This window comes from Haloquadratum walsbyi J07HQW2, from assembly GCF_000415985.1.
GTDB classification, from domain to species: Archaea; Halobacteriota; Halobacteria; order Halobacteriales; family Haloferacaceae; genus Haloquadratum; species Haloquadratum walsbyi_B.
The window spans coordinates 3,085,607-3,102,909 of record NZ_KE356561.1 but is presented as its reverse complement, the minus strand read 5'-3'; the positions used below and the strand labels follow the sequence as shown (position 1 = coordinate 3,102,909).

Below are 17,303 nucleotides of genomic sequence, written 5' to 3'. Positions count from 1 at the left end.
CTTATTTTGGAAGTTGAGACCACAGAGGGTATAAGCAGGCTGTGATGCGTGGTTTTGACTAATCCAGTGATCAGAGATCGACTCAGATTACTCTCCAACGACCAATCCTATTGGATTCCCAGACATATGCGCGAATTCAGTGACTTTCGACAGCGTAGCCACTCAGGCGACACGCTATCACGGAGGGAATCTCTTCACTATCCAAGTCCAGTCTCCTTCTTCGGCAGCGTTAGCGTGTTGTTGGCTGTTACGACTGGCGTGTGCTCGTGCTCTCCGGTCACCTTGACCTAGACAAGTAAATCAACTGCTCGCCAAATCGAGTACAGCAGACAGACGAACGCGAAGTAGAAGAACCGCAGCCCGAAGTGCTTCGACGTTGTCGCAGTCATGAACCGCTTGATCGAGCGATAGTCACTCCCGATCTCCCACCGATACCCGTACTCAGTGAGAAATCCGCTCCGGGTGCTGCTGGCGATCGTCGTGCCCGGAGTCCTCGTTCCGACAGTAGATCAGCGTTGTCTCGCACTATTCGCTTTTCGCGAGGTGGAGTTTCCGATCAGTCTCGTGCGATCCTGACCGCGCTGGAGTAACCGTTTGACCTGCGCTTGCTTGCTGGTCTCCATCTGCTTGAGCACAACGTATGGAAGCCCACACTGGCTAACCATCTCCAGAAAGTACTGACTATCAAGTTCGCGGTCCATCAGGACGTTATTGACGTGGACGAGTTCCTCAGCCGAATCCAACAAGTCCTCGGCGATTTATACGCGGGACTCATCCTTCCGAACTGGCCGTTCGTCCGGCACAATCGGTACTACATTGCCGACTAATTGGGCGGTGACCCACTGATAAGCGCACTCGTCGGTCTGCTCTTTCGTGCCAATAATTTCATCTTCGCCGGTTCTGTCGCCGATGAAGGGATCAGTCTCGGCAATGTTGATGTCAACTCGAAAGAGTTGCTCCGTCTCCACGACTTCGTTCAGGAACCTCTTAGTGGCCTGTCGGTACATTTCGCGAATTTCCGTGATTGAGAGATTGCAAATCTATTTATTATAGGCGTGCCGCGGTTGTGTCCGATCCGAGTCGATTCGTAGACGAGACTGCGAGCTCCTTCATTTGTGACCAGTCGCTCTCAAAGTCCGAGATATATCCGTAATCACGACAGCCAAGACCTGTGAGAGCATCAGCGACTCGCCTCGAGCTCGTCAAGTTCCGCTTCCAGATAGGTCATTAGCTGATCGATGACGGGTGGGTGTCCCTTGACCTGGACGACAACCGCTATCTCCTCACCTTCCGTTGAGAGCGACACCTCCGCGTCTGCACGCTCCTTGTTCGTGTACATCTCGTACGCGCTGCCGCCCGTTTCTTGCCTTTTCTTCCTTGAGATCAGGTACTGAAGCATCGGACGAACCGTCTCCGGGTCTGCAGCGATCGATTGCTCGATGGAGCGTTGCTTGGGCGTACGTGGAGCCTCGGCCGACAAGAGCGCACACGCATCGATCTGTTGGGGCGGAATTTGACGAGCAGGTCCTCGTTATCGACTCCCTCCGCAACACGTACGATTGCTTCTGGCTTGTACAGATCCCCGCCTCCCCAGGGATCGAGCAGGCTCTCCGCGCGTTCCCGTTCCGCATCGTCCTCGTATGAAGTCATGACCAGCCACGATTTCCTATGTGTGCCACTTCAAGATAATCCACCAACTCACGCATCTGATATCAATTTTTGTCATGAGGATGGCTCTACAAAGGCACGATTCTACCGAAAACAGTCCACCGTGCTATCAATGTAAGAAAATACGATGACCAGTGTATAAATCTATCATACTAGCCGGAATGATAGAGTATCTGATCACACTATCAGAGTCGTCCAGAATGTGCAAGGATCAATGCTATCTTTGAAATCGTATGTTTTTCTTGAAATCATAAGATGTTTGAAAAATTATGTTATAATCTAAGTGCCCGCATATTGTCCGTAGTTATACAGAGTGATATATATAGATAATATAAGTTATCATATATTTGTTCAGTAATATCTAGCTATGGGATTTGATGAATTTGAATTAACCCGTCGAAATGGTTTGGGACTTCTCGCAGCAGCCGCGGTTCCTTCAGGCATTCTCACACAGCTTTCGGATCAGAATGCGAGAGATATGCAATCAGTGCATATGCAACAAATCGGTCGATACGCGACCGGAGAAGCTCTTGGTGGCGCTGAAATCGTTGCATTTCATCCACCAGAAGCTCGATTATTTGCTGTCAACGCAGGCGCTGGTCAGGTTGAAGTATTAAATCTTTCTGACCCTACAGCACCAAATCAAGATGCTGTTCTTGAGGCAAGTGATGCGCTCGCGTCAACGGACCTTGCAGTCGACACGGTTGGCGGGACAAACAGTGTTGATGTCAGTGATAGTCTAGTCGCTGCAGCTATCGAAGCCGACCCAGCAACAGACAATGGTGCGATCGCATTTTATGATCCTGCCTCACTTGAACTCGTTACCGCAGTTGAAGTTGGTCCACTCCCCGATAAGGTAACATTCAGCCCCGATGGTAACTACGCCGTTGTCGCCAACGAGGGTGAGCCTGGCGAAGTAGATCCTGCAGGGTCTATCAGCGTTGTCAACCTTGCTGACGGTGTCGAAAATGCTAGCGTGACCACAAGCACATTTGAACAGTATGATGGGCAGGAAGCACAACTTCGCACAGAAGGTGTACATATCGTGTCCGCAGGGGATTCACCTGCGTCAGCATCGACAGTATTCGAGCCTGAATATACAACTGTTACTCCCGACTCAACGACTGCGTTCGTTTCGCTTCAAGAAAACAACGCTATTGCGACAATTGATCTTGAGTCTGGGGAAATCACGAGCGTCGATGGGCTTGGATTCAAAGACTTCTCATTACCCGGGAACGAGCTTGACACGAGTGATGCTGATGGTATTAGTTTACAGTCATGGCCAATCAAGGGAATGTATCAGCCAGACGCGATTGACACATACCAAGTTGGTGGTGAAACATTTGTCGTTACTGCGAATGAGGGTGATGCGAAGGACTTTGAAGTTGGCATCCTGAAAAATCTCTCATTAGATCCAGCTGGCTTTGACCTTTCAGAGAACGCATACGTCGACACCATTGAAGAACTCAAACAGTCGACACATCTCGGAAACATGGAGGTCAACGAGGCAGCGATGCGTGAGTTCGCTGATGCAAATGGAGATGGTGCATACAGTGACATTTATGCTATCGGTGGTCGTTCATTCTCAGTGTGGCATCACACTGACAGTGGGCTTGAGCGAGTATTCGACAGCGGAAGTAAATTTGAGCAGGTGTTCGCCCGGAAATATCCAGAAGGACATCAAAATACAGTCGAAAGCGGTCCAGAAACTGAAAGTGTCACATTAGGAGAGATTGGTAATCAAACATTTGCGTTTGTTGGACAAGAAGTGGGAAGTGGAATTGCAGTATACGATGTTAGCTCACCCGGAGGATCAGAGTATATCCAAATGGTTGCCAATCGAGATTATGCGGTAACTGAAGATGATCTTGAGGCTGCTGCTGAGGCAAATCCAGATACCGATACCCCGGCTGAAGCAGGGGACTTCGCACCGGAAGGACTCGATTTCGTCCCAGTTGAGGACAGCCCGACTGATACACCACTGTTATGTGTCGGATTCGAACTCAGTGGAACAGTCGGTGTATTTGAGATTGAACCGGTTCTAGAGTAACTGTAGGCATACCAATATTATTGTATTATTCATCTGTTTTGAAACAAGCGAACAACGTATACTGAACTGAGAGAGGAGTCATAGCGGGTACAATACCAGGAGGCTCAGATAACCGAATACTGATTTTTATTCATAATGAGGGTAAGATTCTTTCCTCAGGGAGCAACCACAAGAAGCGAGCAGGGAGAGGATACACCCGTTCAACAACCCAGCGCAATGCCCGTATAATCGCAAGACATAACAGGGAAAGTAATAACTAGAGTTGTACTACCACTCAAATATAGAGATGAAATTGCAGCGGACTACACGGCTCAAGGTTGACACGACAGAAGAGCAAAAGCGAGCCCTGTGAGAAACCGGTCCGCAATACCGTGAAGCGAAACAGTACGCACTCGACACAGCTTGGAATCACGGGAGTGAACCAAAGGACAAGATAATCACAAAGGCGACCTGAGAAGACCTCGTCTACGATGACCTATGTGAGAAGACAAAGACAAAGACAGAATTACAGACAGGTCATATACAGTTAGCGAGAGACCAAGCTGTCCAAACCGTGGACTCTACGATAGAACAGTTCTACAATCCAGAAGAACCGAATCCATCCAAGCCAGAATATTAGTCTCCAGTGGTTAATTACGGGAGTCGAACTTTTCTCCTTTATCGAAAAGAATGAACAGAGTTGCTTCTCCGGCTACGGTCAAAGGTTGAGTGTATCCCAGCTTGGAACTACATAACGACGACGACAACCCGCAGGATGGGTACCTCGAAAGCGACGGGTGGGAGTAGAAACCCGCCACGCTAACACGAGACAGTGGTGAATGCTATCTTAATGTTACGTGTCAAAAGCGGATTACGGATGAACAGTTGAAGACCGAGAGCGGAATGGTTCTTGATGTAGACCTCAACGTAACAGGACCATTCATCGCCACCAGCACAGGCATCATTGGTAGTGCCGACCGATTGAGCTACTGGAAAAACGAGTATGAGAGAACACGGGATGGATTGCAAGAGTGTGGCACACGATCAGCTCATCGAACACTCCAATCTGTCAGCGGGTTGATCACAAAGAGGAGCGAACACTGGTTGTACAAGCGTGCAACCGAACTCGTACATCATGCTGTTGAGCGAGGCGTTGATAACATCATGTTCGAGAACCTCGGTGGGATTCGTGATGCAATGCAATGAGCAACGATACAAAGATCCAGCAATGGGCTTTTGGACTCATCGTAGAGATAGTTTCGTACAAGCCAACAGAATATGGCATTTTTGTTGATAATGTTCCGTCTGAGTATACCAGTCAAGAATGTTCTCGGTGTGGGTATACTAGCATAGCCGTAGCAACCTGATCGAGAAACGCCTGTGCTGTGGTTCCTGTGGTCGGTCTGTGCATCGTGACTACGATGCTGCAGTATCGGTTGCCGTGAAGTACGTACGACTCCACACTGACCAGATGTGTCGGAGTGGAGGGGTGTCAGTGTCAGTCAATGCTGCCCCCAAGTCAGGAACACTGGACTCAAAACAAGATGCTGTATGTTCTATCCAGGTTGGTTCACTGACAAGCTCCAGCCCCACCCCACCCTCAACAAAGTGAGTGCAACGAGCGACTATGGTGTGGGGTAGTTGACTCAAGCTGACTACGCCGCTACGAAACAAACGTTGTCAAAAGCGATCAACGACGGAAAGTGAATATGCCGGCAACAATCAGTGCAATAATGGTTGAAATTGTCGCGATAACACCAATTATCAAAAGAGCACTTGTATTCGTAATATTAGGGATAAGCGATGGAGCTGATGATGTTGGCGTAGAGGTTGTTGTTGACTCCGCAGTTGATCCGACAACATTCACACCCTGAACTGAAACTGGTCTTGACTCAACCGATTCTTTTCTCGCAGTTAGCCTGTATGACTCTGCATCCGGGATAGGAACTGTCAATTCACCATCCGCATCAGTCTGACCGACAGCTTCGGTATTGCGTGTGATGGTGACACCTGCGACCGGTTCCTCATACGCGTTTGTGACATCAATTGAAACTGATTCGCCAGCAATAATTCGATCGCTCGCAGTTGTAATATTCAAGCGTTGACGACGTGTAAGCTCATACGTCCTCGTCTGCCCACTTTCATTGACGATCAGTGTTCGATTAATACCTCTGTACGCTGATTTTGTCGCCGTTACTGGTACCTCAGTGTTAATTGGAATACGCGCTACAGCACGTCCATCACCAAGTGTCTGCACATCACCGACGCCGGAGATACTTATTTTTGCATCGGTAACTGGCTCCGGGGGTGAGAAGTGTGGATCAACGATAACAAATTCAGTCGTCACACCGCCAGTGTTGAGATTGATATTAATATTCGTCTCACCATCGACATCGATGGTTCGATTGATAGTATAATATGTGCGTTTTTCAACTGTTAACCTGTACTCACCGGCTTCAAGCGTTTCTACTGAAAATGCCCCTTCCTGTGATGTGTTCCCGCTTGCGACAGTTCGATCTCCCATTGTTAAGCTAACCCGAGCATCTGCAATGGGACCACTGTTTGTGTCGACACCAACGCTCAAAGAAGACCGTTCAGACATATCTAACTCAATGCGTTGTTCATCTGCACTATCAATTACATATGGGAAGTTCCGGACATAATCAGGATGTGCAATAGTAATCTCAATTTCTTCGCCTCTTGGAACGTCAAGTAAAACAACTCCATTGCTCGCTGTGTCCGCTGAGACTGAATCCGCTCCCCATTCTGCTGTAACGGTGACACCTTGGATTGACTCACCTTCCTCATCAACAGTCTCTACTGTGATTGTTGTGAGATTATTCTCCTGTGCTACCGCAGGAGGAACAGCAGCGAGGATAATCAGAATAACCACCACTACTAATTGGAGTCGTTTGACGTTCATGTTCGATACAGATGTAGCCACTACATAGCTGTAACTCTCTCTTGCCGAGTCACATTCTTTTTTACAATGTATTGACTTCTATCTCGGTACCAATAGGTCAGGGTTAGATTATCTCATCTTATTCGGTGACATTAATATCGACTCCTGGGCTGTATTCTTGATTATCACTTAGATTATCGAGTGGCTGGGCGATATCAAGTATATCCGCACTTTCTTTCCATAGTCGTCGTGCAGCTGCATCATCTTGCGCGTCCGAGGATGGTTCTTTCAGTTGTTGACTTGCGAAATACTGTCCTGAGTAATCAGTCGCTTGTGGCGATATTCCCGCGAATAATAACTCAGCAGCACCGTCGTTGACACTTGTTACCCCTGGAAGTGCCTCAAGTGACTGTACAATTCGTGGCAATGGTCCGGGAAGGAATCGTGTGAATCCGCTCCCAGGAATCGCGCCAGGGTGAACACACACTGTAGTGGCTGTGTGTTCGCTTGCGTCAAGTCGCTTAGCTAACTCTGTCGTGAACAGTATATTTGCCAATTTTGAGTGATTATACGCCCAGAACGCACTGTGATCATCAACGCTTCGAGTTCGACCAATATCTAAAGATGCCCCTTGGTGTGCTGCTGATGCGGTCGTTACGATCCGAGCGTCAGTTTTGAGATGATCAAGGAGCTCTATAGTGAGTAGATATGGTGCAATATGATTAATATGAAACGTATACTCAATGTTGCAATCGGTAAGTCGTCCGTCGCGGAAAACACCGCCGGCATTATTAAATAATAAATCAATTCCGTCTGTTGCCGATCGAACAGTTGTCGCGAGTTCACGGACTGCATTGACATCAGCGAAATCAGCAGCAATGAACTGTGCGTCCGCACCATATGCAGTCACCGTGTCAACGACATCAGCACCAGCAGCCGCATCACGCCCATGCACAATAACGTCAGCACCAAGACGACCAAGCGCAATTGCGGTTGCCCGACCAATCCCGCTTGTTGACCCAGTGACAAGCGCTTGCATTCCAGTACAATCAATATCTGCAACTCCCGCAAGTTGTTCTGGTGTAGAACTCATATACGTATCTTGGTACTGGAACGGATTATCAGTTGTTGGGAGTCTGATTCTGCTCGATTTATCCTGCGTTTAATATCAAATAAATAATTGGTGATTATGGACGTATCCATAATTGAATCTTTCTACATGAACCTAAATCTTCTTTTTCTAGCGTATATAAAAACATATTATATTATTTTAATTAGATATTTCGATAGAGGAATATCGTTTTTCCAGTTGACTCATCAATTAGAAATATACATCAGTTATTTTCGAATAAATATAAATAACTAGTTTTGCATCAATCCTAATTATCTCATATTCGCTGTATTGGGTCTAGATATTCACACTTTGATTATATCTCTGATACCAGAGTGATAAAACTGCAATTTAAACGTGTGATAAATAATATATTATTCTAATTTCATATAATGCGGTGAAAAGTAGTTTTGATGAGAATCGACGATTCTTTTAATTATATACTAGAAATAATAAGTATGATACAGATCTAACAGGTACTGACATCTAATATCAGATTCACTTCTGGCAGAGGAGGTGGGTATACTCTTATGACCACTCACAAGGAGATACGTTATTCTAAATTGATGCCGAAGAGACAATGCTCTTTATTCAACGCTATCAATTAATTCAATACTCATAGCTGATATTTACATTTGATTCATTATTCACTTTTATATTTCAATTTATATCAGATGATTGTATCATTTTCAACCGGATGTTTGATTTATTTTAGCTAGCATCAGCGGTCTCGGTACCATATAGTGGAATAACGACAGTACGTATGTTATAAGATTTTATTCATACTAAGTGGATGAGATGAATAGTGATCAGGAGCTATATTTGATTATAGATGCACTCGTCTTCTGTCGTGATTTTCGTTAGTATAGATAATTTATTATTTATCATTAAATCATAAAGGGAATATTTTTCCAGTTGACTGTTATACATACATCAATGACTACGCCGCAGGCAATAACTGATGCTGCACAGTTCCATGTAAAAAATATTGGTGGCATTGATGAGGCATCAGTTGTTATTGAACCTGGTGTAACCGTGCTGACCGGTGAGAACGCAACGAATCGAACATCATTCCTCCAGGCGGTGATGGCAGTAATGGGAAGCGATGCAGCGACCCTCAAAGCAGATGCTGATGAAGGTATTGTCGAGTTAACACTTGGTGAGACAGAGTATCAACGCACTGTGTCACAGACTGGTGACAATATCATCTTTGATGGTAGCACATATCTCGATGACCCAGATATTGCTCAACGATTTGCATTTTTACTTGAGAATAACGACGCACGTCGTGCTGTCTCTCGTAGTGATAACCTTCGGGAGATAATCATGGAGCCAGTTGATGTTGAAGAGATCAAACGTAAAATATCATCACTTGAGTCACAGCGATCAGAGATAGATGAGAAAATAGCAGACATCGAGTCAAAGAAAAAGAGACTACCTGAGCTAGAAAAACGAAAGGAGGCTATTGAATCCAACATATCTGAGAAAAGACAGCAGCTGGCTGAAAAAGAGACAGAAATAGATGAAAATAGTCGTAACATAGCAGATAGTCAGAAGAAGGAAGCTAAACTCGAATCAAGGTTAGATGAACTGCGATCGACTCGATCGGAATTAGACTCCGTCCGCCAGCAGATTGAGACACAAAGAGAAAGCATTGATTCACTACAGACTGAACATCAAGAGAATAAGACAGCGCTCTCAGAACTATCAAGCACGCCGACGGCAGAACTAACCCGTCTTGAAGAGCAAATCGACGCACTTCGGAATGACCGACAAACACTCAATGCTGAGATTTCACAACTCCAGAATCTCATCCAGTATAATGAGGATCAACTCGAGAATGGAGGATATGATGTGATTGCCCGTATTGGCAACGATGTTACTCCGTCAGCAACCGATACAGAAGGTTCCAGTAAAGCAGATTCAGTCACAGATCAATTACTTGCCGACAAGGACACAACGGCTGAAACAGTTACATGTTGGACATGTGGATCAGCAGTCGATCGTGGACAAATTGAATCAACAGTTGACCAATTGAAGTCAGTCCGAAGTGATCGTGTTCAATCACTAAATGATATCAAATCAGATCTCAAGTCGTTGAAAGGCGAAAAGCGTGAAATTGAGTCAGAACGGACACGTCGATCAGATCTCAAAAACACGATTGATCGAGTAAAACAAGAGATAAATCGGCGAGAAGAGCAGGTAGAGACACTCAAAGAGCAACGAAAAGAGCTAACAGCAACGGTTGAAACGCTTGAGACAGAGGTCAGTGAGCTTGAGTCAGAAAGTTTCGAAGACATACTCTCACTTCATCGTGAGGCTAATGAACTTGAATTTGAAATTGACCGTCTTGAGTCTGATTATCAGTCGGTCACAGATGAGATTGAATCAGTCGAAGCAGCAATTGACAATATAGATGCACTTGAGTCCGACCGTGAGGATATTGTTGCTCAACTTGAAGACGAGCGAACAAGGATTGACCAGATCGAGAACGAGGCTGTCGAGCAGTTTAATACGCATATGGAATCAATTCTCGATATTCTTGAATATGAGAATCTTGACCGCGTTTGGATTGAGCGTGCTCAACGCACAGTTCGATCAGGGCGACAAAAAGTCGAACAGACAGTCTTCGAGCTTCATGTAATTCGAACAACCGCAAGCGGGACCGCATATGAAGATACTGTCGAGCATCTTAGTGAGAGTGAGCGAGAGGTCACTGGACTCATCTTTGCCCTCGCAGGGTATCTTGTGCACGATCTATTCGAGACTGTGCCGTTTATGTTATTAGACTCACTGGAAGCAATTGATTCTAGTCGAATCGGTGCACTTATTTCGTACTTTTCTGAGTATGTTGAATATCTTGTCGTTGCACTTCTTCCTGAGGACGCACAGTCAATTGATGATGAGTATGCACGGATTACAGATATCTAAGTCATTATCTTCGATTTATGACCTTCGATACTCAATCGTACATATGTTTCGCAATATCGATATATAGATGGTCTAAGTCATAAGCAAATAATGGATTATTATGGTTTATTGGTCTTATATACGGTTAAATCGGCTTCCTATGATACCATGCGAACATGTATGATGCGAATATGGAATTATACGAGACGTATTAGCTACAAAAAATGACGAGATAGATATAATTATGAGCGAGAATGATAATAAACCTGCGAGTAAGGTTGCTCGATTAATTGAGAAATATGAATTAGAGGGTCTTGGTGCAGATCTTGAGACACGATGGACAGGTGACGGTAGTGAGCGGATGAGTCTCCGCGATCTTGCGACATTTTTCAATCAACAGCTGCTACGTCAGGCACTAATGACTGCTGATAATAGCACTGGAGCCGTTGATAATACTGTTGAGACAATTTATACTCGATTGACAAGCGATGCTGTGAGTTCTGGCGTTCGAACGGATACCCGCTCTCGGCTTGAGCAACGTGGTGTCAATGTTGATGTACTTGAGTCTGATTTTGTCACCTATCAGGCGATTCGCTCGTATCTCAAAGACTGGCGTGGCGCGGAGTACCAGACAATCTCAGATGAGGCAAAAATTAAGAAAGATCTTGAAAGCATTCAACGGTTGATGAGTCGAACAACATCTGTAACTGAGGAGCGTATTGAGAAACTCCGTGAAACCGACCGAATTTCACTCGATGAGTTTGAAGTGTTGCTAGATGTCCAAGTCCTGTGTCAGACTTGTGGTGATCAGCATTCTGTTACAGAATTACTCGAACAGGGTGGCTGCCCATGTGAAGTGCCTCATAGTGATTGACATCCTCCCGCGCCTGAAAACGCGCGTATTCTCCTTGTATTCTATAATACCTGTTGACTGGATACACGTGATGGTTACTCAGAACCGATCCGAATTAGTTCTGCATTATCCGAGTCGGTCGTGATATACATTTCTCCGGTATCTGGGGCGGTAGCAACAGCACGAATACGCCATCCACGATCTGCGAGGAGATTGTCGACTAATTCGATCTGTTGATTGTCAACGCGGAATCGTGCTAGCGACTGTGAAGCTAATCCGCCAACAAAGAGATCTCCGTGCCATTCTGCGATTCCATTGGGATTATCTGCTGCTTGAGCAGGATAAAACGACATACCGCTCGGGGGGAATCCACCACTCCCACATGGCCATGAATACGCTGGTGCGATTATATCTTCTCGGTCATTGTGAGAGACACCAATCGGCTCATCACTTCCGTATTGGCAGCTTTCATCTGCAATTGGCCATCCATAATTACTACCAGCAGTCAGTATATTAATTTCATCACCATCTCGCTCACCAAATTCTGTCTGCCAGATTGCATTTGTCTCGGGATGAATAGCCAGCCCCTGCGCATTTCGATGACCGTAGCTGAATATTGCATCTTTTGCAGCTGAGTTATCAACGAATGGATTTGCATCAGGGATGCTCCCATCAAGATTTATTCGAAGTGTAGCTCCAAGATCATTTCCTCGATCTTGGGCAACATGATCTGGTCCGAAGTTTTTGAACTGTCGATCGCCAATAGTGATATATAATCGATCATCCGGACCAACGATGACGCGTGATCCGAAGTGACCTGTTGAGTCAACATACGGACGAGCACGGTAGAGTACTTCAAAATCAGTAAGTTGAGGATCTTCTCGGTCAAGTTGTCCACGCCCTAATGCCGTCGTTGTTCTGTCATCATCACGAGTAACTGCATATGTCAAATATACCCATGATGGGTCTGGAAATGATGGGTGCAGGCAAACGTCAAGTAGACCACCCTGACCACGGGCAAATACATCCGGTGTCCCGCTGACACGGTCATATGTGCCCGCAGACCGGTCTACAAGCAATAGTCGACCTACTCGCTCAGTAAGTAGCGATGTTTGAGTTTGAGCATCAGGTAGGTGTGTGAGTCCCCATGGGCGAGTAAGTCCGGTGAGGACAGTTTCGATGCGTATTTGCGATGTTGTCGAGGTATCTGATCGTGCAGACGTAGATGTCGTGGGCGAGGCTACTTTCTCAGATGGTGTAGGTTCTGATCTGTCATTCTCAGTCGTAGTGCATCCGGCGAACGCAGCACCAGCACTGACCGAAATAATGGGAGGGATACATTGACGCAGATATGATCGACGTTTCATATGAATTATATTGTATGTATTTATCAGTGCACTTCAAATATGAGCGTTTGTTTGTACTATGATATGAATACTCACTATCCTCTGAGCGCTGCGACAGGTGAGTCATTTGCAGCTTTCCAAGCAGGGTATACACCGCTTAATACGCTTGCAACGACTGCGAAGGCAAATCCAGAGAATAGATGCTGGAGTCCTGCCCACGTGAATACTAACATTCCATCACTAGCAAGAATCTGAAACATTGCATATCCAGCGCCAAGTGACGCCGTCGCACCGACAATACCACCGATAAGACCAAGAAACATTGCCTCTGCGAGAATCATCCGAAGGACTTCTCCGCGGCGGATACCGACAGCTCTCAACACGCCAATTTCCCCACGGCGTTCGATTGTGCTCATCAACATTACATTAAGAATTGCAACACTGGCAACAATCAATGAAATGGATCCAATGCCAAGAAGTGCGAGATTAAGTGTACCTAAGAATGAATTAATACTTTCTTGTGTACTCGCAAAGCTCCTGACACCTAAGATTTCCTCACTGTCACGTCCTTGTTCGTTAAATTCTACCTCAAGCGTGTTTGCAACAGCTGTCGCGGCCTCACCGCTTCCAGCAACAACGGTTACGGAATCATAGTGTTCCTGCTCAGAAAGTGCAGATAACGGGAGGACCAGCTCGCTCCCACCACCACCGAAACCATCCTCAGCCTCGAGAAATCCACGAAGTCGATACAATGATCCGTCGTATGCGACGGGATCACCAATTTCGAGTCCTAACTCACGAGCTGTTTCAACGCTGAGCAATGCACCATTTTGAAGCCGAGTAGGCGCACTACCGGCTGTCGTTTCATAGAGTGCACTTGCTTTACTCACTCCGACGACGGTTACGAATACCTCCTGTCCATCTCGTGAAGTGACTGTTGTTTGATTTGTTTTCTGTGGGACGACTTCAGCGTCAGCGATAATATCTCGCATCTGTTCAACCTGGTCAGTCGTAACACCATCTTCTGTGCTATCTTGTCCAGAACTTACCGCAACCTCATTCGTCAGACTGCCAAGATTCGACTGTGCTTGCTGTTGAAGTGCGGCACCAGCCATACCAAGTGAGGCAATTGCGATGACACCAATAACAATACCGAGCGTTGCTAATCCTGTTCGAACTCGATTTCGACCGAGATTCCGCCACGCCATTTTGACACTGGGGAAGCGACGGAAAATATCACCAAGATCAATCATTTCACATTCCCATCGACGAGTCGAACAACCCGGTCGGCATACTCAACAAGTTGTTCATCATGAGTTACAGCGACAATAGCAATCTCTTCTTCATTTTTGAGCCGCGTTATTTCTTCAAGAATCGTTTGACCGGTATCTTGATCAAGGTTTCCTGTCGGCTCATCTGCAAGTAGGATTTCAGGGCTGTTGATTAATGCACGGGCGATTGCAACACGCTGTCGTTGCCCGCCTGAAAGCTGATCTGGTGTGTGCTCAAGTCGATCGCCGAGTCCAACTCGCTCAAGTAAATCAATAGCACGGTCACGACGGTCAACAGATATATTCCACATTGAGGGTAATTCAACGTTTTCTATCGCGGTGAGCATCGGCAAGAGATAGAAGCTCTGAAATACAAATCCAATTCCTGACCGCCGCTCTTCTGTTAGTTCGTCTTCTGTGTAATCTGTTACATTATTCTCATCGAGAAAAACGGTCCCATCTGTTGGTGTGTCGAGAAGACCAATCATATTCAGCATCGTGCTTTTGCCAGAACCAGATGGTCCGATAACGGTTACCATCTGTCCACGATCAGCATGGAAATCAATTCCTTTGAGCGCTTCAACGGTTTGCTCACCACTTTGATACCGTTTAAGAACGTCGTGAAGCTCAATGACACTCATTGTCTTACACTACGCCATCGATACGCACCTAATGCAGTAACTAGCATCACAACGACAGCACCTATTGGAAGGAGTGGAAGACTACTGAGCAATCCACCACTATTTGTGCGATTATCGCGTTCATCACTGGATGATTGAGCTACTGCCGCTGCGTCCTGTGCTTCAACTGATGTATTTATACGCCCTGAAGATAACGGAATCTGCTGAGTTTGCTGAACGCGGTCTCCCTCGACAACATAGCCGACATTAACAGGAACTGCCTCAACACCTGGCTGCACAGATGCAGTGAGCTCAAACGTTGCGAATTCACTCGACTCTACCTCACCAACAAAATATTCGCCCGATGGTGACACGGGAGTTGTTGAATCAGTATCGGCAACGCTAAGTAAGACTCCATCAGCGTTTGTACGACCAAGATTTGCAGCATCTCCAGTGACGGTTACTGTTGTGCTAGTTTGTGTTGTTTCAACACTTGTCAGTCGGATTTCTCCAAGCGCCTGATCGGTTGCTGCAGACACTGAACGTGTCTCACCAGCGGTCTCATATCTTGCTGTGAATTCCAGTGGTCCATTAACATCACTTTCAGGTTCAAATGCAATAGACCGGCTTGTTTCGGCTTTTAAATCTGAGAGCAGTTTCTGAGCAACGATATCTCCATCTGCTGCTGCCTCAACTGTAATATCACTCAAGTAGGTATTCCCAAAGTTGGTGAGTTCAACAGTCGTTGCACCTGATTGATTTGCGTCAGTGCTCACAGAGAGATCAACATTGACGCGCGGACGTTCAACAGTGATTGGGATTGTCTCAGCCGTTCGGTGTGTGACTCCATCACTAGTTTGATAGATTACCGTGCCGATCAATGAATGACGTCCAGGCGATTCGAAATATGCATCATACTGGAATGTCTGCTCGCTGCCGGATGCAATTGACCCACGTGTTCGCTGTGGTTCTTCGATTCGAGCGTCATCAACGGTAAGTTGAACGCCGGTTATTGCTTCATCATCACCGTTTGACACGGTAACATTGATTGGTGTAAGACCTCCGGCAGCGACCGTTTCAGTTTCTGATGATAAAAGCGTGCTATCACGCTCGACAGAGACATATACTGGTTTTTGAATAGAAAACACGCTGCCGGTGTCTTCCTGACCATACATTGTAATCATGAATCTCTTTTGCCCTGGCTCATCGAATGTGACAGAAAATGGCACTGTGACCGATGTCCCTGCTCCAAGTCTTCCAATATCATCGACGTTCTCATCAATTGATGGACCGTCAATCGTTACCTGAGATATCTTCACGCTACCAGCACTTGTTTCGGAGTTCCTGAGTTCTGCATTGATCATGACAACATCACCCGGGGAGGGGTCCGTTGGTGTCACATTGATCGACCCAATCGTCACATTCGATTGTTGAGCAGTCACAAGCGGCGTGACTCCCGTAGTTATGATAACAATTGCTAACGTCAAGAATAATAGATTGCGCGCCTGCCAGCGAGTCATATAACACCTCGCGATACACATAATCGTTCAGATCTAATTATAGTATTATCTAATTGTTGGTATCTTATGATGTTATAAATCATGTATAGGTTGGAGGTGAAAAAATGATTAGCTGTGTTGTCGTGACAGCACTATCGATATGTACTCGCTCGGTGCTATCGAGTATTTTATGCTCACTCATTATTATAATCGGTCTAACTTGGGTATCAACAATAACACTATTCAAATAAATGAATACACTGAATATTTATATTCAATTCGAAGAGTTGCACGGATAGCAACATCCGTGTTGTTTTAGAATTTGAACTGTTTGCACTGAGTGATCAGGCAGTTCTCACGGCGTTGAGTGACACACTGTAGGATCTATCTAAGATTTTAGCAGTTTGTAGGCGCTAAGCCCCCGTTCTCAAGGAGCGAGCCGCAGGCGAGCGAGTAGAGTACGGGCGGGGGCGGGGATACAGCGCCGCCATCATCTATCTTACACTACCTTACTACCAACCCACAAACTCATAACTTTAAGTTTCAACAATGTATATACTGATTGGATGAGTAGACACGAAATCGAAGGCCACGAAGTCATCGACGGAGAAGTGACAGCCACTGGGAATGGAGCTCACGTTCTCGTTCCCAAGCGATGGCGTGGCGCAGACGTGAAAATCGTCCGAACCACAGAATCAGACGAGTAATCTAATCCATGCACTACGCTTACAGGTATCGACTCCACTACACCCAACCGAAGCCCAGCGCGAAAAGCTGGACTCTTACAGAGATACCTGTCGGCAACGGCAACTGTACAACCACGCGCTCACCGAATTCGAGCAGATACCCAACTCAGCATCAGCAGGAACACTCACCAACCGAGTCAGGCAACTCCGCGACCAGCTTCCAGACCTCAAAAACTGGTGGGACGAGCTGACCGACCTGTACTCGACGGTGTCGCAAGCCGCTGTGACGTGATGCGATGCGATGCGATGCGGATCGAAGACAACATTAAATCCCTGCCCTGCCCTGCCCTGTCCTGGCTGAGCTCACACAGAACGGCTACAACGTCGGGAGTCTCAACTGGCAGTCGC

13 protein-coding genes and 1 pseudogene are annotated in these 17,303 nt (G+C 46.3%); 6 read left to right on the top strand and 8 right to left on the bottom strand.

From position 1 onward, the window contains the following. Positions 1-197 precede the first annotated feature (197 nt). A pseudogene (locus J07HQW2_RS20110) lies at positions 198-1,153 on the bottom strand (transposase); the annotation flags it as partial. A gap of 27 nt (positions 1,154-1,180) precedes the next feature. Further along, positions 1,181-1,399 (bottom strand): hypothetical protein, encoded by a 219-nt coding sequence (locus J07HQW2_RS14510; protein ID WP_048075323.1) that lies wholly within the window; start codon positions 1,397-1,399, stop codon positions 1,181-1,183. A 636-nt stretch (positions 1,400-2,035) separates the two neighbouring features. Here J07HQW2_RS14510 and J07HQW2_RS14505 point away from each other — a divergent pair. From J07HQW2_RS14505 to J07HQW2_RS19020, 3 genes are all read left to right on the top strand, one after another. Then, complete coding sequence (locus tag J07HQW2_RS14505; RefSeq protein WP_021056351.1) at positions 2,036-3,718, top strand: choice-of-anchor I family protein; 1,683 nt, start codon at positions 2,036-2,038, stop codon at positions 3,716-3,718. 864 nt (positions 3,719-4,582) lie between these two features. Next, the gene (locus J07HQW2_RS19025; protein WP_303704202.1) at positions 4,583-4,903 is read left to right on the top strand and encodes a hypothetical protein; all 321 of its coding nucleotides are present in this window, start codon (positions 4,583-4,585) and stop codon (positions 4,901-4,903) included. Continuing rightward, on the top strand, positions 4,900-5,064 hold the full coding sequence (locus J07HQW2_RS19020; protein ID WP_021056349.1) for a zinc ribbon domain-containing protein: 165 nt from the start codon (positions 4,900-4,902) through the stop codon (positions 5,062-5,064). Before J07HQW2_RS19025 ends, J07HQW2_RS19020 begins: the two co-directional genes overlap by 4 nt. 323 nt (positions 5,065-5,387) lie before the next feature. Here J07HQW2_RS19020 and J07HQW2_RS14495 read toward each other — a convergent pair whose 3' ends face one another. Both J07HQW2_RS14495 and J07HQW2_RS14490 read right to left on the bottom strand, forming a co-directional pair. Then, the gene (locus J07HQW2_RS14495; protein WP_021056348.1) at positions 5,388-6,620 is read right to left on the bottom strand and encodes a carboxypeptidase-like regulatory domain-containing protein; all 1,233 of its coding nucleotides are present in this window, start codon (positions 6,618-6,620) and stop codon (positions 5,388-5,390) included. A 118-nt stretch (positions 6,621-6,738) separates the two neighbouring features. Continuing rightward, a complete protein-coding gene (locus J07HQW2_RS14490) occupies positions 6,739-7,692 on the bottom strand; it encodes an SDR family NAD(P)-dependent oxidoreductase (protein ID WP_021056347.1) in 954 nt (317 codons plus the stop codon). A gap of 954 nt (positions 7,693-8,646) precedes the next feature. Here J07HQW2_RS14490 and J07HQW2_RS14485 point away from each other — a divergent pair. Continuing rightward, positions 8,647-10,641, top strand: coding sequence for an archaea-specific SMC-related protein (locus J07HQW2_RS14485; RefSeq protein ID WP_021056346.1), 1,995 nt, complete (start codon positions 8,647-8,649; stop codon positions 10,639-10,641). 223 nt (positions 10,642-10,864) lie between these two features. Further along, positions 10,865-11,494 (top strand): rod-determining factor RdfA, encoded by a 630-nt coding sequence (gene rdfA, locus J07HQW2_RS14480; protein WP_021056345.1) that lies wholly within the window; start codon positions 10,865-10,867, stop codon positions 11,492-11,494. Positions 11,495-11,568: 74 nt separating this feature from the next. On the opposite strand, the gene J07HQW2_RS14475 is transcribed toward rdfA, so the two are convergent. The 4 genes from J07HQW2_RS14475 to J07HQW2_RS14460 form a co-directional block, all read right to left on the bottom strand. Continuing rightward, complete coding sequence (locus J07HQW2_RS14475) at positions 11,569-12,840, bottom strand: PQQ-dependent sugar dehydrogenase (protein ID WP_021056344.1); 1,272 nt, start codon at positions 12,838-12,840, stop codon at positions 11,569-11,571. A gap of 74 nt (positions 12,841-12,914) precedes the next feature. Then, entirely contained in the window at positions 12,915-14,072 is a 1,158-nt protein-coding gene (locus tag J07HQW2_RS14470; protein ID WP_021056343.1) for an ABC transporter permease, read from the bottom strand. Continuing rightward, positions 14,069-14,731 (bottom strand): ABC transporter ATP-binding protein, encoded by a 663-nt coding sequence (locus tag J07HQW2_RS14465; protein WP_021056342.1) that lies wholly within the window; start codon positions 14,729-14,731, stop codon positions 14,069-14,071. The genes J07HQW2_RS14470 and J07HQW2_RS14465 overlap by 4 nt, the downstream gene beginning before the upstream one ends. Beyond that, positions 14,728-16,230 (bottom strand): COG1361 family protein, encoded by a 1,503-nt coding sequence (locus J07HQW2_RS14460; RefSeq protein WP_048075322.1) that lies wholly within the window; start codon positions 16,228-16,230, stop codon positions 14,728-14,730. The genes J07HQW2_RS14465 and J07HQW2_RS14460 overlap by 4 nt, the downstream gene beginning before the upstream one ends. Before the next feature lie 545 nt (positions 16,231-16,775). On the opposite strand from J07HQW2_RS14460, the gene J07HQW2_RS19015 reads away from it, so the two are divergent. Then, on the top strand, positions 16,776-16,916 hold the full coding sequence (locus J07HQW2_RS19015; protein WP_021056339.1) for a DUF2080 family transposase-associated protein: 141 nt from the start codon (positions 16,776-16,778) through the stop codon (positions 16,914-16,916). Positions 16,917-17,303: the final 387 nt, after the last annotated feature.

What these genes read in the sequence shown, in the direction of transcription:
- J07HQW2_RS14475 (WP_021056344.1), bottom strand. Translation starts at nt 12,840, where the DNA reads ATGAAACGTCGATCATATCTGCGTCAATGTATCCCTCCCATTATTTCG.
- J07HQW2_RS19015 (WP_021056339.1), top strand. Translation starts at nt 16,776, where the DNA reads ATGAGTAGACACGAAATCGAAGGCCACGAAGTCATCGACGGAGAAGTG.
- J07HQW2_RS14505 (WP_021056351.1), top strand. Translation starts at nt 2,036, where the DNA reads ATGGGATTTGATGAATTTGAATTAACCCGTCGAAATGGTTTGGGACTT.
- J07HQW2_RS14470 (WP_021056343.1), bottom strand. Translation starts at nt 14,072, where the DNA reads ATGATTGATCTTGGTGATATTTTCCGTCGCTTCCCCAGTGTCAAAATG.
- J07HQW2_RS19020 (WP_021056349.1), top strand. Translation starts at nt 4,900, where the DNA reads ATGAGCAACGATACAAAGATCCAGCAATGGGCTTTTGGACTCATCGTA.
- J07HQW2_RS14460 (WP_048075322.1), bottom strand. Translation starts at nt 16,230, where the DNA reads ATGACTCGCTGGCAGGCGCGCAATCTATTATTCTTGACGTTAGCAATT.
- rdfA (WP_021056345.1), top strand. Translation starts at nt 10,865, where the DNA reads ATGAGCGAGAATGATAATAAACCTGCGAGTAAGGTTGCTCGATTAATT.
- J07HQW2_RS14485 (WP_021056346.1), top strand. Translation starts at nt 8,647, where the DNA reads ATGACTACGCCGCAGGCAATAACTGATGCTGCACAGTTCCATGTAAAA.
- J07HQW2_RS14490 (WP_021056347.1), bottom strand. Translation starts at nt 7,692, where the DNA reads ATGAGTTCTACACCAGAACAACTTGCGGGAGTTGCAGATATTGATTGT.
- J07HQW2_RS14510 (WP_048075323.1), bottom strand. Translation starts at nt 1,399, where the DNA reads ATGCTTCAGTACCTGATCTCAAGGAAGAAAAGGCAAGAAACGGGCGGC.
- J07HQW2_RS14495 (WP_021056348.1), bottom strand. Translation starts at nt 6,620, where the DNA reads ATGAACGTCAAACGACTCCAATTAGTAGTGGTGGTTATTCTGATTATC.
- J07HQW2_RS14465 (WP_021056342.1), bottom strand. Translation starts at nt 14,731, where the DNA reads ATGAGTGTCATTGAGCTTCACGACGTTCTTAAACGGTATCAAAGTGGT.